The 15,056-nt window shown below is 45.2% G+C and carries 20 protein-coding genes and 1 pseudogene; 12 read left to right on the plus strand and 9 right to left on the minus strand.

The window, feature by feature from the left end:
• The 4 genes and pseudogenes from R2S67_RS09450 to R2S67_RS09465 form a co-directional block, all read right to left on the minus strand.
• Positions 1 to 128, minus strand: a pseudogene (locus tag R2S67_RS09450) (flagellin); the annotation flags it as partial.
• Positions 129 to 334: 206 nt separating this feature from the next.
• Positions 335 to 1,474 (minus strand): flagellin, encoded by a 1,140-nt coding sequence (locus R2S67_RS09455; RefSeq protein WP_317343445.1) that lies wholly within the window; start codon positions 1,472 to 1,474, stop codon positions 335 to 337.
• Between the two features lie 146 nt (positions 1,475 to 1,620).
• Positions 1,621 to 2,523, minus strand: coding sequence for a Dyp-type peroxidase (locus R2S67_RS09460; protein ID WP_046875528.1), 903 nt, complete (start codon positions 2,521 to 2,523; stop codon positions 1,621 to 1,623).
• Between the two features lie 45 nt (positions 2,524 to 2,568).
• Complete coding sequence (locus R2S67_RS09465) at positions 2,569 to 3,054, minus strand: DUF2919 domain-containing protein (RefSeq protein WP_012841521.1); 486 nt, start codon at positions 3,052 to 3,054, stop codon at positions 2,569 to 2,571.
• A gap of 143 nt (positions 3,055 to 3,197) precedes the next feature.
• Here R2S67_RS09465 and R2S67_RS09470 point away from each other — a divergent pair, with 143 nt between their 5' ends.
• Positions 3,198 to 3,551: a DUF2956 domain-containing protein gene (locus tag R2S67_RS09470; RefSeq protein WP_164666258.1), complete on the plus strand. Its 354-nt coding sequence runs from the start codon at positions 3,198 to 3,200 to the stop codon at positions 3,549 to 3,551.
• Between the two features lie 3 nt (positions 3,552 to 3,554).
• Positions 3,555 to 3,887: a DUF4156 domain-containing protein gene (locus R2S67_RS09475; protein ID WP_047008852.1), complete on the plus strand. Its 333-nt coding sequence runs from the start codon at positions 3,555 to 3,557 to the stop codon at positions 3,885 to 3,887.
• A gap of 34 nt (positions 3,888 to 3,921) precedes the next feature.
• Here the strand turns inward: R2S67_RS09475 and R2S67_RS09480 are convergent, their stop codons facing one another.
• Positions 3,922 to 4,209, minus strand: coding sequence for a helix-turn-helix domain-containing protein (locus tag R2S67_RS09480; RefSeq protein WP_005380433.1), 288 nt, complete (start codon positions 4,207 to 4,209; stop codon positions 3,922 to 3,924).
• A gap of 291 nt (positions 4,210 to 4,500) precedes the next feature.
• Between R2S67_RS09480 and R2S67_RS09485 the strand changes: the two genes are divergently transcribed.
• Genes R2S67_RS09485 through R2S67_RS09500 form a run of 4 tightly spaced genes read left to right on the plus strand, consistent with a single transcriptional unit; the run spans position 4,501 to position 6,919 of the window.
• A complete protein-coding gene (locus R2S67_RS09485; RefSeq protein ID WP_047008853.1) occupies positions 4,501 to 4,851 on the plus strand; it encodes an ArsC family reductase in 351 nt (116 codons plus the stop codon).
• A gap of 18 nt (positions 4,852 to 4,869) precedes the next feature.
• Positions 4,870 to 6,006: a succinyl-diaminopimelate desuccinylase gene (gene dapE, locus R2S67_RS09490; protein WP_047008854.1), complete on the plus strand. Its 1,137-nt coding sequence runs from the start codon at positions 4,870 to 4,872 to the stop codon at positions 6,004 to 6,006.
• A 14-nt stretch (positions 6,007 to 6,020) separates the two neighbouring features.
• The gene (locus R2S67_RS09495; protein ID WP_237312527.1) at positions 6,021 to 6,719 is read left to right on the plus strand and encodes a M15 family metallopeptidase; all 699 of its coding nucleotides are present in this window, start codon (positions 6,021 to 6,023) and stop codon (positions 6,717 to 6,719) included.
• Complete coding sequence (locus R2S67_RS09500; protein WP_012841517.1) at positions 6,716 to 6,919, plus strand: DUF2897 family protein; 204 nt, start codon at positions 6,716 to 6,718, stop codon at positions 6,917 to 6,919. Before R2S67_RS09495 ends, R2S67_RS09500 begins: the two co-directional genes overlap by 4 nt.
• 106 nt (positions 6,920 to 7,025) lie before the next feature.
• Here R2S67_RS09500 and bamC read toward each other — a convergent pair whose 3' ends face one another.
• The gene (gene bamC / locus R2S67_RS09505; RefSeq protein WP_317343449.1) at positions 7,026 to 8,045 is read right to left on the minus strand and encodes an outer membrane protein assembly factor BamC; all 1,020 of its coding nucleotides are present in this window, start codon (positions 8,043 to 8,045) and stop codon (positions 7,026 to 7,028) included.
• 80 nt (positions 8,046 to 8,125) lie between these two features.
• Positions 8,126 to 9,004, minus strand: coding sequence for a 4-hydroxy-tetrahydrodipicolinate synthase (gene dapA / locus R2S67_RS09510; RefSeq protein WP_012841516.1), 879 nt, complete (start codon positions 9,002 to 9,004; stop codon positions 8,126 to 8,128).
• A 477-nt stretch (positions 9,005 to 9,481) separates the two neighbouring features.
• Between dapA and R2S67_RS09515 the strand changes: the two genes are divergently transcribed.
• Together R2S67_RS09515 and bcp are read left to right on the plus strand one after the other, a co-directional pair.
• Positions 9,482 to 10,024: a glycine cleavage system protein R gene (locus R2S67_RS09515; protein WP_012841515.1), complete on the plus strand. Its 543-nt coding sequence runs from the start codon at positions 9,482 to 9,484 to the stop codon at positions 10,022 to 10,024.
• Between the two features lie 16 nt (positions 10,025 to 10,040).
• Entirely contained in the window at positions 10,041 to 10,511 is a 471-nt protein-coding gene (gene bcp / locus R2S67_RS09520; RefSeq protein ID WP_005380418.1) for a thioredoxin-dependent thiol peroxidase, read from the plus strand.
• A 78-nt stretch (positions 10,512 to 10,589) separates the two neighbouring features.
• On the opposite strand, the gene R2S67_RS09525 is transcribed toward bcp, so the two are convergent.
• Complete coding sequence (locus R2S67_RS09525; protein WP_006741685.1) at positions 10,590 to 11,663, minus strand: AI-2E family transporter; 1,074 nt, start codon at positions 11,661 to 11,663, stop codon at positions 10,590 to 10,592.
• Position 11,664: 1 nt separating this feature from the next.
• Positions 11,665 to 11,901 carry a sulfurtransferase TusA family protein gene (locus R2S67_RS09530; RefSeq protein ID WP_046875522.1) on the minus strand — a complete coding sequence of 79 codons (237 nt, stop codon included), beginning with the start codon at positions 11,899 to 11,901 and terminating at the stop codon, positions 11,665 to 11,667.
• A gap of 257 nt (positions 11,902 to 12,158) precedes the next feature.
• Here R2S67_RS09530 and R2S67_RS09535 point away from each other — a divergent pair, with 257 nt between their 5' ends.
• The 4 genes from R2S67_RS09535 to R2S67_RS09550 are packed head-to-tail and all read left to right on the plus strand — an operon-like array spanning position 12,159 to position 15,010.
• Positions 12,159 to 13,610, plus strand: a complete 1,452-nt coding sequence (locus R2S67_RS09535; protein WP_012841513.1) for a tetratricopeptide repeat protein — start codon at positions 12,159 to 12,161, stop codon at positions 13,608 to 13,610.
• 16 nt (positions 13,611 to 13,626) lie between these two features.
• The gene (gene arsC, locus R2S67_RS09540; protein WP_005380410.1) at positions 13,627 to 13,977 is read left to right on the plus strand and encodes an arsenate reductase (glutaredoxin); all 351 of its coding nucleotides are present in this window, start codon (positions 13,627 to 13,629) and stop codon (positions 13,975 to 13,977) included.
• On the plus strand, positions 13,978 to 14,547 hold the full coding sequence (wrbA, locus tag R2S67_RS09545) for an NAD(P)H:quinone oxidoreductase (RefSeq protein ID WP_012841512.1): 570 nt from the start codon (positions 13,978 to 13,980) through the stop codon (positions 14,545 to 14,547).
• 22 nt (positions 14,548 to 14,569) lie between these two features.
• Positions 14,570 to 15,010: a DUF2069 domain-containing protein gene (locus tag R2S67_RS09550; protein WP_012841511.1), complete on the plus strand. Its 441-nt coding sequence runs from the start codon at positions 14,570 to 14,572 to the stop codon at positions 15,008 to 15,010.
• Positions 15,011 to 15,056 lie beyond the last annotated feature (46 nt).

Here is a 15,056-nt window from a genome sequence, read left to right on the forward strand (position 1 = left end):
GCTGAGTTTGCGTTGTTTAGGTAACGCTGAGCGGTCATCGCTGATACGTTAGTGTTTACATTCACTGCCATGGTGATTTCTCCAATTGATTTTCCGGTATAGCGGTTTCCGACGTCTCGGAAAACCAAGTAGTTCTCTCAAAGTTACTTTTATTAACGGCGCTCAAACTGATTTCTTTAGGGAATTCTTTGGATTTTTTTGAAAAAAGTTCATTTGGAGAAGGAATCGTGATGAAGCAGATAAAAAAGCAAAAAAACGTCAAACTTTCGCTAAAGCTTCTTTTCGAGCTGTCGATACAGGCAGGTTTTGCGTTAAATTCGAGCGAGGTCGATCATTAGCCAAGTAAGGTTAATGCTAGGTTTGGCGCTTGTTTTGCTTGTGCAAGAATAGAAGTACTGACCTGCTGCAAGATCTGCTGCTTCACCATTTGCGTGGTTTCTTTCGCGTAGTCAGTGTCTTGGATACGACTGTTGGAAGCGGCTAAGTTTTCGTGGATGTTATCCAGATTATTGATCGCGTGATTAAAGCGGTTTTGATACGCGCCTAACTCAGCACGACTGCCATCTACCGTTTTCAAAGCATCATCTAAAATGCCGACCGCCATCTGAGCGCCACCGACCGTGCTGATATCAATACTATCTACCGTTCTATTTACGGTGACATACTTGCCAAGTTCTAACTCATCAGCCAGACTACCACTGAAGGTTGGTCCAGGGTATTTTATGGCGTCCTTGTGGGACATGAGTAACTGCAGTTGCCCCTCTTCATTAACAGACGCTTTCACTTTATCGGTTTGCCCATTAATGTAAGTCGCGAGTTCTTCTATATCGTCGCCAGCTTTAGCTTCTATACGGATCTCCTGCTCTTCTAAATTGTTATCACGGTAGCTGATAACAATTTCATTATTTCCGTTTTGAACCGTCCAATCTGAACTGACTCTTTGATATGAGCTCATTGAAAAGCTACCTAAAGATTCCGGCTGCATGGTCCGTAGGCCAACTTGGACCGCTTCACCAGCCGTTGCACCGATTTGAAAAGACGATGTACCGAATGTGCCATTCAGCAATTTACGCCCGCCAAAGGAGGTCGTTTCTGCAATACGACTTAACTCATCATTTAAAGCAGAGACTTCTTCTTGCAGTGCAGTGCGCTCCGCTTTGCTGTTTGAACCGTTAGCAGATTGAAGCGACAAATCACGCATACGTTGCATGATGTTAGTCACTTCATTCATCGCCCCTTCGGCGGTTTGCATTATAGAAATGCCGTCGTTCGCGTTACGTACCGCGACATCCAAACCACGCATTTGCGATTGCAGACGGTTGGAGATTTGCAGACCCGCAGCGTCATCCTTTGCGCTGTTAATACGCTTCCCTGAAGACAAACGCTCCATGGATTGGTTCAGCATGTCAGTTGCACTGGTCAAATGACGCTGTGCGACAAGTGCTGCAATATTGGTATTAACGGTGATCGCCACGAATAAAGGGTCCTAAAATTAAGGCTTTGAGTATTTATCGACCAAATAATCGAAAGGTTTAGTCTTTTTTGAAAAAGTCTGTGGAATAGAAAAGAAGAAAATAAAAGCCCTCCAATTGGAGGGCTTAAGAAATAAAGTCTGAGAACTTACTTGATGGCTAGCTCTGCTAGCATTTCTTGTGATGGAGCGAAGAAGTACGCACCAGTTACCGCTTTTGTGAAACGAAGCATTTGGTCTGTTTTACCATCTGTCACGCCGTACATACTTTCTAGCATCACTTTAATGTTATGAAGTGTATTGCAGTAAGAAATAAACAGCAGGCCATGAGGCCCTGTTACCGTCCCGTATGGCAAGCTATGACGAACAATCTTGAGACCTTTTCCTTCTTCTTTAATATCAACGCGACCGACGTGTGATGCAGCAGGAACGTCTTCTAGCTCGATAGAGTCTGGTTTGGTACGACCAATCACTTTTTCTTGCGCTTTGACATTCAAGCGATTCCAAGCGGCAAGGTTATGTTCAAAGCGTTGAGCCATGACATAACTGCCTCCAGCAAATAGGCCCTCTTTTACTAGAGCCACATCAGCGCGGGCCTCCCCTTTCGGGTTTTCTGTCCCATCAATAAAGTCTGTCATATCACGAGCATCAAGGTAACGGTACCCATACGTTTCGTCCACAATGGTGACATCTTGTGCCGTCTCTTCTAGAAACTTACGCAGAACATAAAAGTGCAAGTCGTGACGAGTAGAGTGACAGTGAATCAGCACATCAACATCCGTTGCAGGCGCTACGATGTCTCCTTCGCCAAGTTGAGTAAAATCAATAAGCTCTTCTGGCGCGTCTACATTGAGGTGTTGCCAAAACGATTTTGTGAATGCGATAGAAAGGGTCAGCGCCGCGCCTGGCTGGGTAATATTTAACTCTTCCACTAACTTTGGTAGTGCTTTCAGCTTATCCAATACGTTTTCACGGTTTTGGTTCACTTTAAGTTGAGTGTACAGTGCAAATGGCCCTGCTTCTGGCACGATCGCCGTTTGAGCTTGTGACATTGAGGTTTCCTCTATACTTTGCCCCGGTGTGGGAAGTTATTGTTTTTAATTCTTCGAAGGCTGCTCTTCATTGCGCTCCAATTGTGGCACATGAAAACAGTCTTTTACCCATCTTCCATTTAGAAGATAGATCATAAACCAAGCTAATAAGGTAATGGTAAGGGCGTTTGCCCAGTTGAATACACCATGTTCCAGATACACATGATACATGGTCTGAGCCAGTTGGATACCGCACAAGATCAAAGTGATCTCTCGACCATAGCGAGTAATTCTGTTTACCCATCCTCTATCGGGGTGACGGAGCCCCATCAACCACATGAGAAGCAGGCTTGGAATGCCCATAGCCAAACCCAAATACAGCGTACTTGAGTCTGGATAAACAATAGCGAGTAGCTTACTGCCACTATCACGACTTACGCCTGCCATCGCAAACACAACCCATGAACGCACAAGAAACATCCATCCAAACCATAAAATAATCGGCGCTTTTAAAAATCCATGGGCGTCATATTGGTCAAACGAGTAGCGCACAACATCTTCTTCTTAATGTGATAAAACGCCACTTTAACCTATCATTTCAGAGTTGCAAGCCAGCAAAGATGAGAACTAAAGTTCATTTCATCATCTTACACAGGTAAACTAAACAAAGATTTACAATGACGTTGATGAGAAACATGAAAAAAAGAACTCCAGCTACCCCAGCGCCTTCTCAAGAAACTCAAGCCGAAGCGATGAGAATTGCCAAATCCACACAGAAACCGGGGCAAACCAAAGAGCAAACCAAGTTGATCGCTCAAGGTATCGAAAAAGGCATCGCACAATATAAGAAACAACAAAAAGAGCGCAATCGTCAAGCCGATAAAGCGAAGAAAAAACAGCAACGTGAAAAGCAACGTCAGCATGAAGAGACTATCGAACAAGACAACATCACCGACGATGCGCCAAACCATGTATCAAGCAAACTGCCTTGGATACTGCTCGCTCTGAGCTGGATTGGCTTTGCTGCTTACACAATATTGGGGAAATAGCTGATGATACGCCTGTTACTTGGACTTTTTGTCGTACTTCTCTCTGGATGTACGATGCCTTCTCACCTTACTCAGGCTCAAAGCCAAGATGTTCATATTCGCATTGACGCTCAGTTCAATCCTGATCGATGCGAATACAAAGGCGAAGTCACCGGAAGCGAGGGTCATTGGTATAACTACATTTTCATGACCAATGACGCGATGATGCAAGGCGCGATGAATGATTTAAAAAACAATGCCGCGGCTATCGATGCGGACACCGTTTTTATGGTCTCCCCGCAAGATTTTATCACCTCATTTAGCGTGCTGGGCTCCGCTTACCGCTGCAATGGATGACGCCTGAATATGAAAAAAGCCAGCAATTGCTGGCTTATGCACGAAATCCAAGACTGCTAGCGATATCTCTCTCCCGCTCTAGAACCCATTGGCTATCAAAAGGCCCCCAATCTGAAAGTTGATAATAGCCGTCATTATGACGTCGGCCATCTTGAACGAATATGAGTTCAATGCCGATCCCAGGTAACGCCTTGAGTACATCTTGAATTGTACGACGAGGCCACCCCGTTTTTTCGATCAACTTTGGCACATTCGGCCTTTCTAGGTTTTCCACCAACAAGGCCAAATATAGCCGCCTTGCAAAAACAGGACTCAATTCCATTGACACCTCCTAAAATTGTGCTGATTCATTATTTCGTTTTTGCTCAGCGAGATGTTGCGTTTGATCAATAACTCGACTTTTCCATTTGATTTAGACGATTTTTTATTCGATTTATAGTGCATTCATCGTAAATAAGTTACGTAACATCAGTTATCTCAATCTATCTGAAAATATTTTCCACCGCATTTTGTCAGTTTGATTGCTTCTTGATAGGATGCTATAGCAGCCAAATCACTTAAGTGCGTCTTAACCGCGCCAGTGAAAAATAGAACAAAGAAAAAAGGAAACACTATGTCGATTACCATGTTTGGTATTCCCAACTGCGATACGATCAAAAAAGCCAAAAAATGGTTAGAAGCTGAGGATATTGCTTACGACTTCCATGACTACCGTAAGCAAGGCGTTGATGTAGCTATGGTAAGCGAATTTTGTCGCGCTTTAGGTTGGGAACAGGTGCTCAACAAACGTGGCACGACCTACCGCCAACTGACACAAGAACAGAAAGACACGCTTAACGAAGAAAACGCGATCGCTCTTTTGGTAGAAAATCCGGCGATGATCAAGCGCCCAATTTTAAAAGTGAATGATCAACTTCATATCGGTTTTAAAGCTGATCAATACGCTACCATTTTCAACTCTTAAATAAAGGAATACTCAAGGATGACAGACAGTCCAGTATTGGCACTTGCTAAAGATCTGATCAGTAGACAATCTGTAACGCCGGAAGACGCAGGTTGTCAGGATTTGATGATCGAGCGCTTAAAAGCACTCGGGTTTGAAATTGAAGTAATGGTGTTTGAAGATACCACGAACTTCTGGGCTCGACGTGGTTCAGAAGCGCCACTATTTGCATTCGCTGGCCACACCGATGTGGTACCTGCTGGCAAACTGGAGCACTGGGATACACATCCGTTTGAACCAACTATTATTGATGGTTACCTACACGGTCGCGGTGCAGCGGACATGAAAGGGTCGCTAGCTGCTATGGTCGTTGCTGTCGAACGCTTCATTGCAGAAAACCCAGACCACAAAGGCTCAATCGGCTTTCTAATTACGTCGGATGAAGAAGGACCATTTATCAATGGTACCGTTCGTGTTGTAGAAACGTTGATGGCACGTGGCGAAAATATCGACATGTGTATCGTCGGTGAACCATCCAGCACCGAAGTGGTTGGCGATGTGGTGAAAAATGGACGTCGCGGTTCTATCACGGGCGATTTAACGGTAAAAGGAACACAAGGCCACGTGGCCTATCCTCACCTAGCCAATAACCCTGTGCACGAGTCTCTACTCGCGATTCATGAACTCGCAACAACAGAGTGGGACAAAGGAAATGATTATTTCCCACCAACCAGCTTCCAGATCCCGAACGTATCGGCTGGCACTGGTGCGTCTAACGTCATTCCTGGCGAGTTCCATGTTCAGTTCAACCTACGTTTTAGTACTGAGCTTAACAATGACGCAATTGTTCAGCGTGTTACCGAAACATTGGACAAGCATGAGCTGGACTACGATCTAAAATGGACATTCAACGGCGACCCATTCCTGACCGATACAGGCGCGCTGCTAGATGCGGTTGTTGCTGCTGTTGCCGACGTGAATGATACGAAGCCAGCCCTACTTACAACTGGCGGTACGTCTGATGGTCGCTTTATCGCTCGAATGGGTGGTCAAGTCGTAGAGTTAGGCCCTGTTAATGCTACGATTCATAAAGTGAACGAATGCGTGAAAGTGGACGATCTAGAAAAGTTGACTGACATGTACGAGAACACGTTGAAACACCTGTTAGCGAAGTAATCAGCGAGAACACCATGACACCAGAGCAACTCACCGGCACCACAGATTCTCATCTGCAATCCACTTTAGTGGGTCAAAAAGCGTTTCTACTCCACCCTGAAGTGGCTGACGATCTGCTAAAGATGATTGAAGCGGCAACAGAAGCAGGTTTTAAAATGGAAATCGCCAGTGGTTTTCGTGACTTCAACCGCCAAAAAGCGATCTGGAACGGGAAGTTTTCTGGTGAGTTGCCAATTCTCGACATCAACTCCCGCCCTTTAAATAAAGCAGAGTTAAATGACGAAGAAAAATTGATGGCCATTTTACGCTGGTCGGCACTGCCTGGAGGAAGTCGTCATCATTGGGGTTGTGATTTTGATGTCTATGCGCGCAATTTATTGCCTACTGACACCAAACTCAAGCTGGAGCCTTGGGAGTACCTTGAAGGCCACCAGCAAGCGTTCTACCAATGGTTAAAAGCCAACCTTGGTCGATTCGGCTTCTTCTTCCCTTATCAGCAAGATTTAGGTGGCGTTTCGATTGAGCCTTGGCACATTAGCCACCGCACTGTCGGGCAACAGTGCCTCGCGCAATTGACGCCTGATGTGCTCAGAAACCAGCTGATTCAGCAAAATCAGACCGACAACATTGCAGGGATTGACGTCATACTGAATAATTTGGATAACGTCGTTGCCAAATTTATTCACAATATCACGCCGCCGGAGGCTCTATGATAGAAATACTCACCAATCCTTGGGTCATTATCATTGTAGTGTTGAGCGTGGTCATTGGTAACATTGCCGCACTCAAATACACCGCAAAAATGAAGTTTGGTCAGATGGATAAAAGCCGTAAGAACGATTTAGATAAGCTGAACACGTTGGATAAACAGCGCTCCGCTGACGAGGAGAGCAACAAAGACGAGCCTCGTTAGTTAAACACCTACTTTATCCCGACACGCCGAATATAAGCATCAAAAAAGGGACCACTGGGTCCCTTTTCAATTATTGTGTAAACGTATCGCGTTAAGTTCGCTTTGGTTACTGCTTCACCGTCGCAGCCAATACAGGCGCTAGTGATTTCAAAAACTCTTCTTCTACTGGCTTACCAGAGGAATCCGTAATATTGATAGACGTACGGTTGCCTAAATCGCCAAGTAAGAATGTGTACTTACCAGCGTCTAACTCCACTGGTTTAACGCCGATATCGTTCCAGAATTCATCATCCGGAGACGCATATTTCGCAGTGATTGTGCCCTGAGACTGGCTACGCTCTTCAATCTTAAAGCCCATCTTAGGTAGAATATTAGGCAGACGTTGCCAAAGCATGTTGTATTGCGCGCGCGCGACAATCACAGGAAGCCCACTACGGTCTTTACCCATTGTAATTGGGATCTGTTTAACCAACTCTTGCGCTTTACGTTGTGCTTCTTCACGTACTTCTTGATCGTAGCGAGCGGTTACCAAGTTCGTCATGAACACATTGTAGCGCTCACGGTTGGTCGCCGTTACTTCTTTCACTTGATTGCCTTCACGCCAGTCAATAAGACTCACTTTAAAGCCGTGTCGACCATTTGCTTCAGCACTTACGATCTCATATCGGCTACCAATTTCCAGCTCTTCGTCTGGCGAATCCCACGTCACCCAACCCGTCTCGATGCGAGAATCTGTTTGGCTTTCAACTGGAATCTCGTTGGCCGCGACCATGTTTTGTACCGTTTGCCAAACTTTATCTAGTTCATCTTTACGAAGTAGCCAAAGTGTCACTTCACCATCACTACTGCGGTCCAGACGTGCACCAGGAATAAGCTCTAGGACTTGTTGAGGTGGACGAATGTCGACATCTTTACCTACACCACCAGCATAGTTACCCTGAGGGATCTCATAGTTCGGATAAAACTGTGGCTGTGCGCCTTGTGGGACATTCCACTCACCCAAATTGGGGGAGTTCAAATACTCGAAGTCATCTTTTGCTTGACGACGTTGATTGGCACCACCTGAACAGGCAGTCAATACGAATACAGCTAATGAACTTAACACTAACTGGCTTGAAAGCTTCATCTATACTCCTAAAACACCGAGGGCGCTTTGGCCCCCAGTATGAACTTCAATCCTAGTAACTCAATCTTAATAGCTCAATTTTAATAAATACCGGCGTCGGTTAACGCCTGTTCAACGATCGGCTGCGATTTTTCAGAAAGTGTGGTTAAAGGAAGACGCAAACCACCTTCTTCAATCAAACCAAGCTTTTGCGCTGCCCATTTTACTGGGATAGGGCTTGCTTCAATGAAAAGATTTTTGTGTAGAGTCATCAAGCGTTGGTTAATCGCTTCTGCTTCTTCGTACTTACCTTCACTTGCCAAATGGAACATGTCTGCCATGTCTTTAGCTGCAATATTGTTCGTTACCGAGATAACACCATTGCCGCCAAGTTTCACAAAATCGAGACCCGTCGCATCATCGCCACTTAGTAAGATAAAATCTTCGCCACAAAGTTCACGGTGAATTGCAATTCGGTCCAAATCGCCCGTTGCATCTTTTAAAGCCACGATATTATCAAGCTTTGACAAGCGTGCCACTGTTTCTGGCTGCATATCAACAGCAGTACGGCCTGGTACGTTGTATAAAATTAGAGGCACATCACTCGCTTCAGCAATTGCCTTGTAGTGCAAGAACAAACCTTCTTGAGTTGGTTTGTTGTAATACGGTGTCACACTCAGGAAGCCAGCAATACCAGAATCAGCCAGTAATTTGCTAAATGTTACTGCCTCGTGGGTTGCATTTGCACCCGTGCCAGCAATCACAGGGATGCGACCGTCGGCAAACTCAACAGTTTTATTAACGACCTTTACATGCTCTTCAATGGTCAGTGTCGCTGACTCACCTGTTGTGCCTACTGCCACAATACCGTCTGTACCCGCTTCAACGTGGTACTCTACTAGCTTTTGCAGACTGTCAAAGTCTACTTCGCCATCTGCTTTGAATGGCGTAATCAGCGCTACGATACTTCCTGAAAACATGTTTATCTCCCTCATTTAACTCTTTCTGCATGGTACTGTAATGCGATTGAAAAACACAAGAGCGTAAACTCGCTTACAAAGTACAAATGAATGAATAATTATCAGTTGTTAGAGGTCTAGCAACTTAATTGCTCTATTTGGTTTGATTAGCGGCAATATTGATAATCGTGTTGGGCTTTCGAGTGACTTTAGAATCTATCAGTGATTTGGAAAATACTGAAGTGCACAAGCCAGGAAAATATACTCTTTGGTCGTGCTCACCAAGTCAGACCTGAGTGAATAAAAAGACCAAACAACACGCAAGCACATCATGCAAACGTTTTATTCCCCCAACTCCCTCGTTTACTGCTTGCCTCCAATCGTTCACCTCAAGAGCCAACCTGCTTTTTTGTAAACTAAAAAAAGAACTGACTCGATATTTCTCCGCAATATCTGTGCTAACATCTCTCTATTGAAGAAAGGACAAGAAGCTCATTTATGAAGCAACATCTGGTACTTACAGCAGTTGGAACGGACCGTCCAGGCATTTGTAACCAAGTCGTACACCTCGTTACTCAAGCCGGTTGTAACATAGTCGATAGCCGTATCGCTATCTTTGGAAGTGAATTTACCCTGATCATGCTCCTAACTGGGAACGCCAGCAGTGTGACTCGAGTAGAGACGCAATTGCCCCTACTTGGCCAAGAGCATGACCTGATTACGATTATGAAGCGTACGTCGGCGCACGAATTGCTCGACAACAGCTACACAATGGAAGTGTTTATTGAGTCTGAAGACCGCCCAGGTCTGACTGAAAAGTTTACTAAGTTCTTCGCGGATCAACAGATTGGTTTGGACTCTCTTAGCGCCCAAACTATCAGTAAGTCGAAAATTCAACTTGATGCGGACCAATTCCACATTGCGATTACCGCATCAGTAAGTGCGGATTGTAACTTAATGCAATTACAAGAAGATTTCGATGAACTTTGTCAGTCGCTCAACGTACAAGGTTCTCTGAATTTCATTAAAAACACACTATAAAGTAAAGGAAATCACCATGAATACGCTGACAGCAGGCTCGCCAGCGCCAGCCTTCTCTTTGCTCGACCAAGACGGAAATACAGTTTCTCTCGAAGACTTTAAAGGCAAGAAAGTACTTTTCTACTTTTACCCTAAGGCGATGACGCCGGGTTGTACTACACAAGCAAAAGGTCTACGTGACATCAAAGCTGAATTAGATGCGCACAACGTGGTTGTACTTGGCGTAAGCATCGACCCTGTAAAACGCCTAGGCAAATTCATCGAGCGTGATGATTTAAACTTCACCCTACTTTCTGACGAAGATCATGCCGTTGCAGACCAATTTGGCGTTTGGGGCGAAAAGAAATTCATGGGTAAAGTATACGATGGTCTTCACCGCATTAGCTTTCTAATCAATGAAGAAGGCGTGATCGAACACGTGTTCAACAAGTTCAAAACTAAAGATCACCACGAAGTCGTATTAAATTACCTGAACGAAAACGCATAAGCGCGATCCGTTCTTCAAATAGCAAGAAAGCCCAGCAAACTGCTGGGCTTTCTTTTGAGCATCGTACTTTGGTAACGCCTACTCTTGTTCGACTGGTTCGTTTTCTTCCGTACTTGGTAAGGCATGCCATACGGCTTTAACTAGTGTCGCCAACGGAATGGCGAAGAACACGCCCCAAAAACCCCACAAGCCACCGAAGACTAACACTGCCACAATGATGGCAACGGGGTGTAGATTTACCGCCTCAGAAAACAGAACAGGAACCAACACATTGCCATCCAGCGCTTGGATAATACCGTAAGCAAGCAGCAACCAATAAAACGGAGGCGCAAGGCCCCATTGGAACAGACCAACGATGGCGACAGGCACAGTTACAGCTGCTGCGCCGATATATGGAATTAACACAGATAGACCGACAGCTACGGCAAGCAGCGCCGAATAGCGAAGATCTAAAATGGCAAAAGTCACGTAACTCACGCCACCCACGATTAAAATCTCTAACACTTTACCGCGAATGTAATTTGATATCTGCTCGTTCATTTCATGCCAAACTTTATTCGCGAGTTTACGGTTTTTCGGCAAAACACCACTCGCGATTCTTAGCATCTCTTCTTTGTCCTTCAGTAAGAAGAAGATAAGTAGTGGCACTAAAATCAGGTATACCGCTAGCGTCGCAATACTGACTAATGACGCAAGTGAGCCTTTTACTACACTCTCACCAAGTCCCAACGCTTGGTTTTTGGCATTTGTCACCACGGTTTCTACAATTTCTAAGTTTGCTAACTCAGGATGACGTTCTGGTAGCGTGACAATAAACTTTTGTAACCCGTTGTACATGTTTGGAATATCGTTAATTAGATTACCGACCTGAGTCCAAATCGTCGGAACCAAACCAAACAAAGCGATCAACATCAATCCGACGAACATTAAGATCACGATGATGACCGACAAAGTGCGCGGCACGCCCATGCGACACATTTTTACGACTGGCCATTCAAGTAAATAAGCCAAAACGATCGCGACAAGCAATGGCGCAATCAAATGCCCAAAGAAGTAAATGGTGATAAAACCAAACAGCAAGATCGCGACGAGACTTACTGCATGAGGGTCTGAGAAACGTCGTTTATACCAACGACTAACCATTTCAAACATCTTATGCGGATTCCTTATTGAATACAGTCAATGTGTAGTGCTCTGATGTAGATTGGCAATCAACTGAGTACCCTTGGGCACTGAGATAGTTCACAATGTCTCGTTTAGAGCTGTTATCCACCACTTGAATAACAAGTTGATGATACTGCTGCGTTTCTCCTTGAAAGACTTCAGCTGCGTGACGCTTTGCAAGTAACAGTGCCATAGGGCAACGTTGTTCACGCAAATCAAGTAACATGGATTCCATTGTATTGCTCTGCACTTATGATAGGGTTGTATTGTAACGGCTTTTTGAGCTGGTGCTAGCACTTCTGACATGATTTAACCACATGCTGAAATGACTCGGATATAAAATAATTTACGAAACCAATTCATTTATTTCCGGTCTTATTGCTAGCTTATATCCTCGCGGATAACCAAAACGCATGTGGCGCTGTTGAGAGGTTCTCAGCCTCTAACCACATGCTTATGTATTTTGGAGAACCTTTTAAACGTATGTTAAAACGCACTCGCTCGCTAGTTTGCTTATGTCTTGCAGCTGCAATCAGTTCGCCGACAACTTATGCCAATAGCATTGACTTGCCAGACATTGGCACGGCTGCTGGTGGCACGCTCTCAATAGACCAAGAGTTGATTTACGGCGACGCCTATATGCGTATGCTCAGAGCCAGTAAACCTATCGTTAATGATCCTGTTATCAATGAGTATATTGACGCTCTCGGGCACAGATTAGTAGCCAATGCGAACGATGTAAAAACGCCGTTTCACTTCTTTATGATTCGCGACCGCAATATTAACGCGTTCGCGTTTTTTGGTGGTTACGTAGCGTTGCACTCTGGGTTGTTTCTTCATGCACGTTCAGAAAGCGAGTTAGCCTCTGTTGTTGCTCACGAGATTGCGCACGTCACACAACGCCACCTTGCGCGCAGCATGGAAGAGCAAGCACGTCGCTCTCCGGCCACATTAGCTGCACTCGCTGGCGCATTACTGCTTTCGATTGCCTCACCAGAAGCGGGGATGGCTGCAATTACGGCGGCAACCGCAGGTAACATGCAAAGCCAAATCAACTACACTCGCGCGAATGAAAAAGAAGCGGATCGCTTTGGTATTTCAACACTGGCAAAAGCTGGTTTTGATGTTCAAGCAATGCCACGTTTTTTTGGCCGTCTTGCAGATGAATATCGTTATGCGAGTAAACCGCCGCCAATGCTACTGACTCACCCACTACCTGAAGATCGAATTACCGATAGCCGTGCGCGAGCAAGGACCTATCCACCAATGCGAGTTGTGCCTTCAATAGACTATCACCTAGCGCGTGCGCGCATTGTGGCGCGGTACGCCGGCATTGACGGACAAGCTGCTTTAGGCTGGTTTGAGCGAACTCAAAAGAAAGCCTCTGCGGACATCACACCTGCTTTTGACTATGGGCGAGCACTCGTACATTTAGACAGCAAACGCTTGTCTCAAGCGGAACCTATTTTGAAAAAGTTGCTGGAGCAGGACCCAAGTAACCCATTCTACCTGGATGCTATGACGGATTTATATATCGAGAAGAAGCAGCCAGAAAAAGCAACCGAGATGCTCCGTAAAGCGTTATCTCGGAACCCTCAAAATAAAGTATTGACCATTAACTATGCCAATGCGCTACTTGAGGACAATAAAAACGATCAAGCCACGCGAGTTCTTCAGCGATACACTCATGATTATCCTGAAGATACAAATGGCTGGCACCTAATATCGAAGAGCTACCACGCGCTAGGACGTAGTGATGAAGAGTTGGCTGCGCGAGCGGAAATTTTGGCGTTGCGAGCAAACTGGAATAAAGCGATTCAATATTATAGTGAAGCAAGTAAAATGGCCAAGTTGGGCAGCTTAGAGCAAGCTCGATACGATGCCCGTATTGACCAACTCATGATCCAAAGAGATCGATTCATGGCATTACAATAACGAAATGGAGAAAACCATGTCAGTCGTGATTTATCACAACCCTCGTTGCTCAAAAAGCCGTCAAACACTTGAACTGCTTGAGCAAAATGGTGTTACACCGGAAGTCGTCAAATACCTAGACACACCACTTAACGTAGATGAGCTAAAAGCGCTGTACGCACAACTTGGCTTTTCATCTGTACGTGAAATGATGCGCACCAAAGAAAGCGAATACAAAGAACTTGGCCTAGGCGAAGACTCTGTTAGCGATGAGCAATTGTTCGAAGCAATGGCGAAAAATCCAAAATTATTTGAGCGTCCGGTGGTAGTTGCCAACGGCAAAGCGAAAATTGGTCGACCACCAGAGCAAGTGTTGGATATTCTATAAATGGATTGCCAGATCCTTATTTTGTATTTCAGCCGTCACGGCTCGACAAAACAACTGGCAAGACAGATAGCAAGAGGAGTCGAATCGACTCCTCAATGCCAAGCAATTTTGCGTACAGTTGAAGAATTGTCACCTCACTCACACTCCCCTTCTGATCCAATTGTTACTCTAGAGGAACTGAAAACGTGCGACGGTCTAGCGTTTGGCAGTCCCGTCTGGTTTGGCAACATGGCTGCGCCTTTAAAGCACTTCTGGGATCAGACTACATCTTTATGGGTCAGTGGTGACTTAATCGATAAGCCAGCTTGTGTCTTTACCTCTTCCTCTTCGATGCATGGTGGTCAAGAAACAACGTTACAAAGCATGATGACCCCTTTATTGCATCACGGGATGATGGTTTTGGGCATTCCTTATGCCGAACCAGAGCTACACACTACGCAGTCCGGAGGCACTCCGTATGGCGCCAGCAGTGTAGGCCATGAGGCAACCCTCAGCAGTGAAGAGATTCGTCTGGCACAACAATTAGGCAAAAGGCTGGCAACTGCAGCGTTAAAACTAAAAGTCTGTTAGTAAAATCAAGGATAGTTAATCGATGTCTGACTCTTTAGACCAAACACCACTCGGTACACAGGCTAAAACCTATCGTTACCTAGCTTTATTTGGCAACTTAGCCTTATTAGCCTGGGTCGCAATTTGGCAGCTTGCGTTGTCCCCTCACCCTCACCTTAGCAGCACAACACTTGCTATTGCTTGGTGTATTCCGCTATTACTTCCGTTGCCTGGTATTTTGGCTGGTAAGCCTTACACTCATGCTTGGGCTAACTTTGTTCTTATGCTGTATTTCTTGCATGCGCTGACCATCCTTTATGTGGATGGTGGAGAACGTTGGCTTGCGGCAGTAGAGTTGCTCCTGACTTCACTCGGTTTCGCTGGCAATATTTTGTTTGCTAGAGCGAGAGGCAAAGAGCTAGGTCTTAAGTTGAAACGCCTCTCTCAAGTAGAAAAAGAAGAAAAAGCGAAATTCAATAAATAACGCCAATCGCAGTCATCACTGACCATTGGTTCGAATACGAATTTAG

The sequence above is a fragment of the Vibrio sp. T13N genome (assembly GCF_032970445.1).
GTDB lineage: Bacteria > Pseudomonadota > Gammaproteobacteria > Enterobacterales > Vibrionaceae > Vibrio > Vibrio diabolicus.

What these genes read in the sequence shown, in the direction of transcription:
- R2S67_RS09500 (WP_012841517.1), top strand. Translation starts at nt 6,716, where the DNA reads ATGATAGAAATACTCACCAATCCTTGGGTCATTATCATTGTAGTGTTG.
- arsC (WP_005380410.1), top strand. Translation starts at nt 13,627, where the DNA reads ATGTCAGTCGTGATTTATCACAACCCTCGTTGCTCAAAAAGCCGTCAA.
- R2S67_RS09470 (WP_164666258.1), top strand. Translation starts at nt 3,198, where the DNA reads ATGAAAAAAAGAACTCCAGCTACCCCAGCGCCTTCTCAAGAAACTCAA.
- dapA (WP_012841516.1), bottom strand. Translation starts at nt 9,004, where the DNA reads ATGTTTTCAGGAAGTATCGTAGCGCTGATTACGCCATTCAAAGCAGAT.
- bcp (WP_005380418.1), top strand. Translation starts at nt 10,041, where the DNA reads ATGAATACGCTGACAGCAGGCTCGCCAGCGCCAGCCTTCTCTTTGCTC.
- R2S67_RS09515 (WP_012841515.1), top strand. Translation starts at nt 9,482, where the DNA reads ATGAAGCAACATCTGGTACTTACAGCAGTTGGAACGGACCGTCCAGGC.
- wrbA (WP_012841512.1), top strand. Translation starts at nt 13,978, where the DNA reads ATGGATTGCCAGATCCTTATTTTGTATTTCAGCCGTCACGGCTCGACA.
- R2S67_RS09480 (WP_005380433.1), bottom strand. Translation starts at nt 4,209, where the DNA reads ATGGAATTGAGTCCTGTTTTTGCAAGGCGGCTATATTTGGCCTTGTTG.
- dapE (WP_047008854.1), top strand. Translation starts at nt 4,870, where the DNA reads ATGACAGACAGTCCAGTATTGGCACTTGCTAAAGATCTGATCAGTAGA.
- R2S67_RS09535 (WP_012841513.1), top strand. Translation starts at nt 12,159, where the DNA reads ATGTTAAAACGCACTCGCTCGCTAGTTTGCTTATGTCTTGCAGCTGCA.
- R2S67_RS09525 (WP_006741685.1), bottom strand. Translation starts at nt 11,663, where the DNA reads ATGTTTGAAATGGTTAGTCGTTGGTATAAACGACGTTTCTCAGACCCT.
- R2S67_RS09530 (WP_046875522.1), bottom strand. Translation starts at nt 11,901, where the DNA reads ATGTTACTTGATTTGCGTGAACAACGTTGCCCTATGGCACTGTTACTT.
- R2S67_RS09460 (WP_046875528.1), bottom strand. Translation starts at nt 2,523, where the DNA reads ATGTCACAAGCTCAAACGGCGATCGTGCCAGAAGCAGGGCCATTTGCA.
- R2S67_RS09475 (WP_047008852.1), top strand. Translation starts at nt 3,555, where the DNA reads ATGATACGCCTGTTACTTGGACTTTTTGTCGTACTTCTCTCTGGATGT.
- bamC (WP_317343449.1), bottom strand. Translation starts at nt 8,045, where the DNA reads ATGAAGCTTTCAAGCCAGTTAGTGTTAAGTTCATTAGCTGTATTCGTA.
- R2S67_RS09550 (WP_012841511.1), top strand. Translation starts at nt 14,570, where the DNA reads ATGTCTGACTCTTTAGACCAAACACCACTCGGTACACAGGCTAAAACC.
- R2S67_RS09485 (WP_047008853.1), top strand. Translation starts at nt 4,501, where the DNA reads ATGTCGATTACCATGTTTGGTATTCCCAACTGCGATACGATCAAAAAA.
- R2S67_RS09495 (WP_237312527.1), top strand. Translation starts at nt 6,021, where the DNA reads ATGACACCAGAGCAACTCACCGGCACCACAGATTCTCATCTGCAATCC.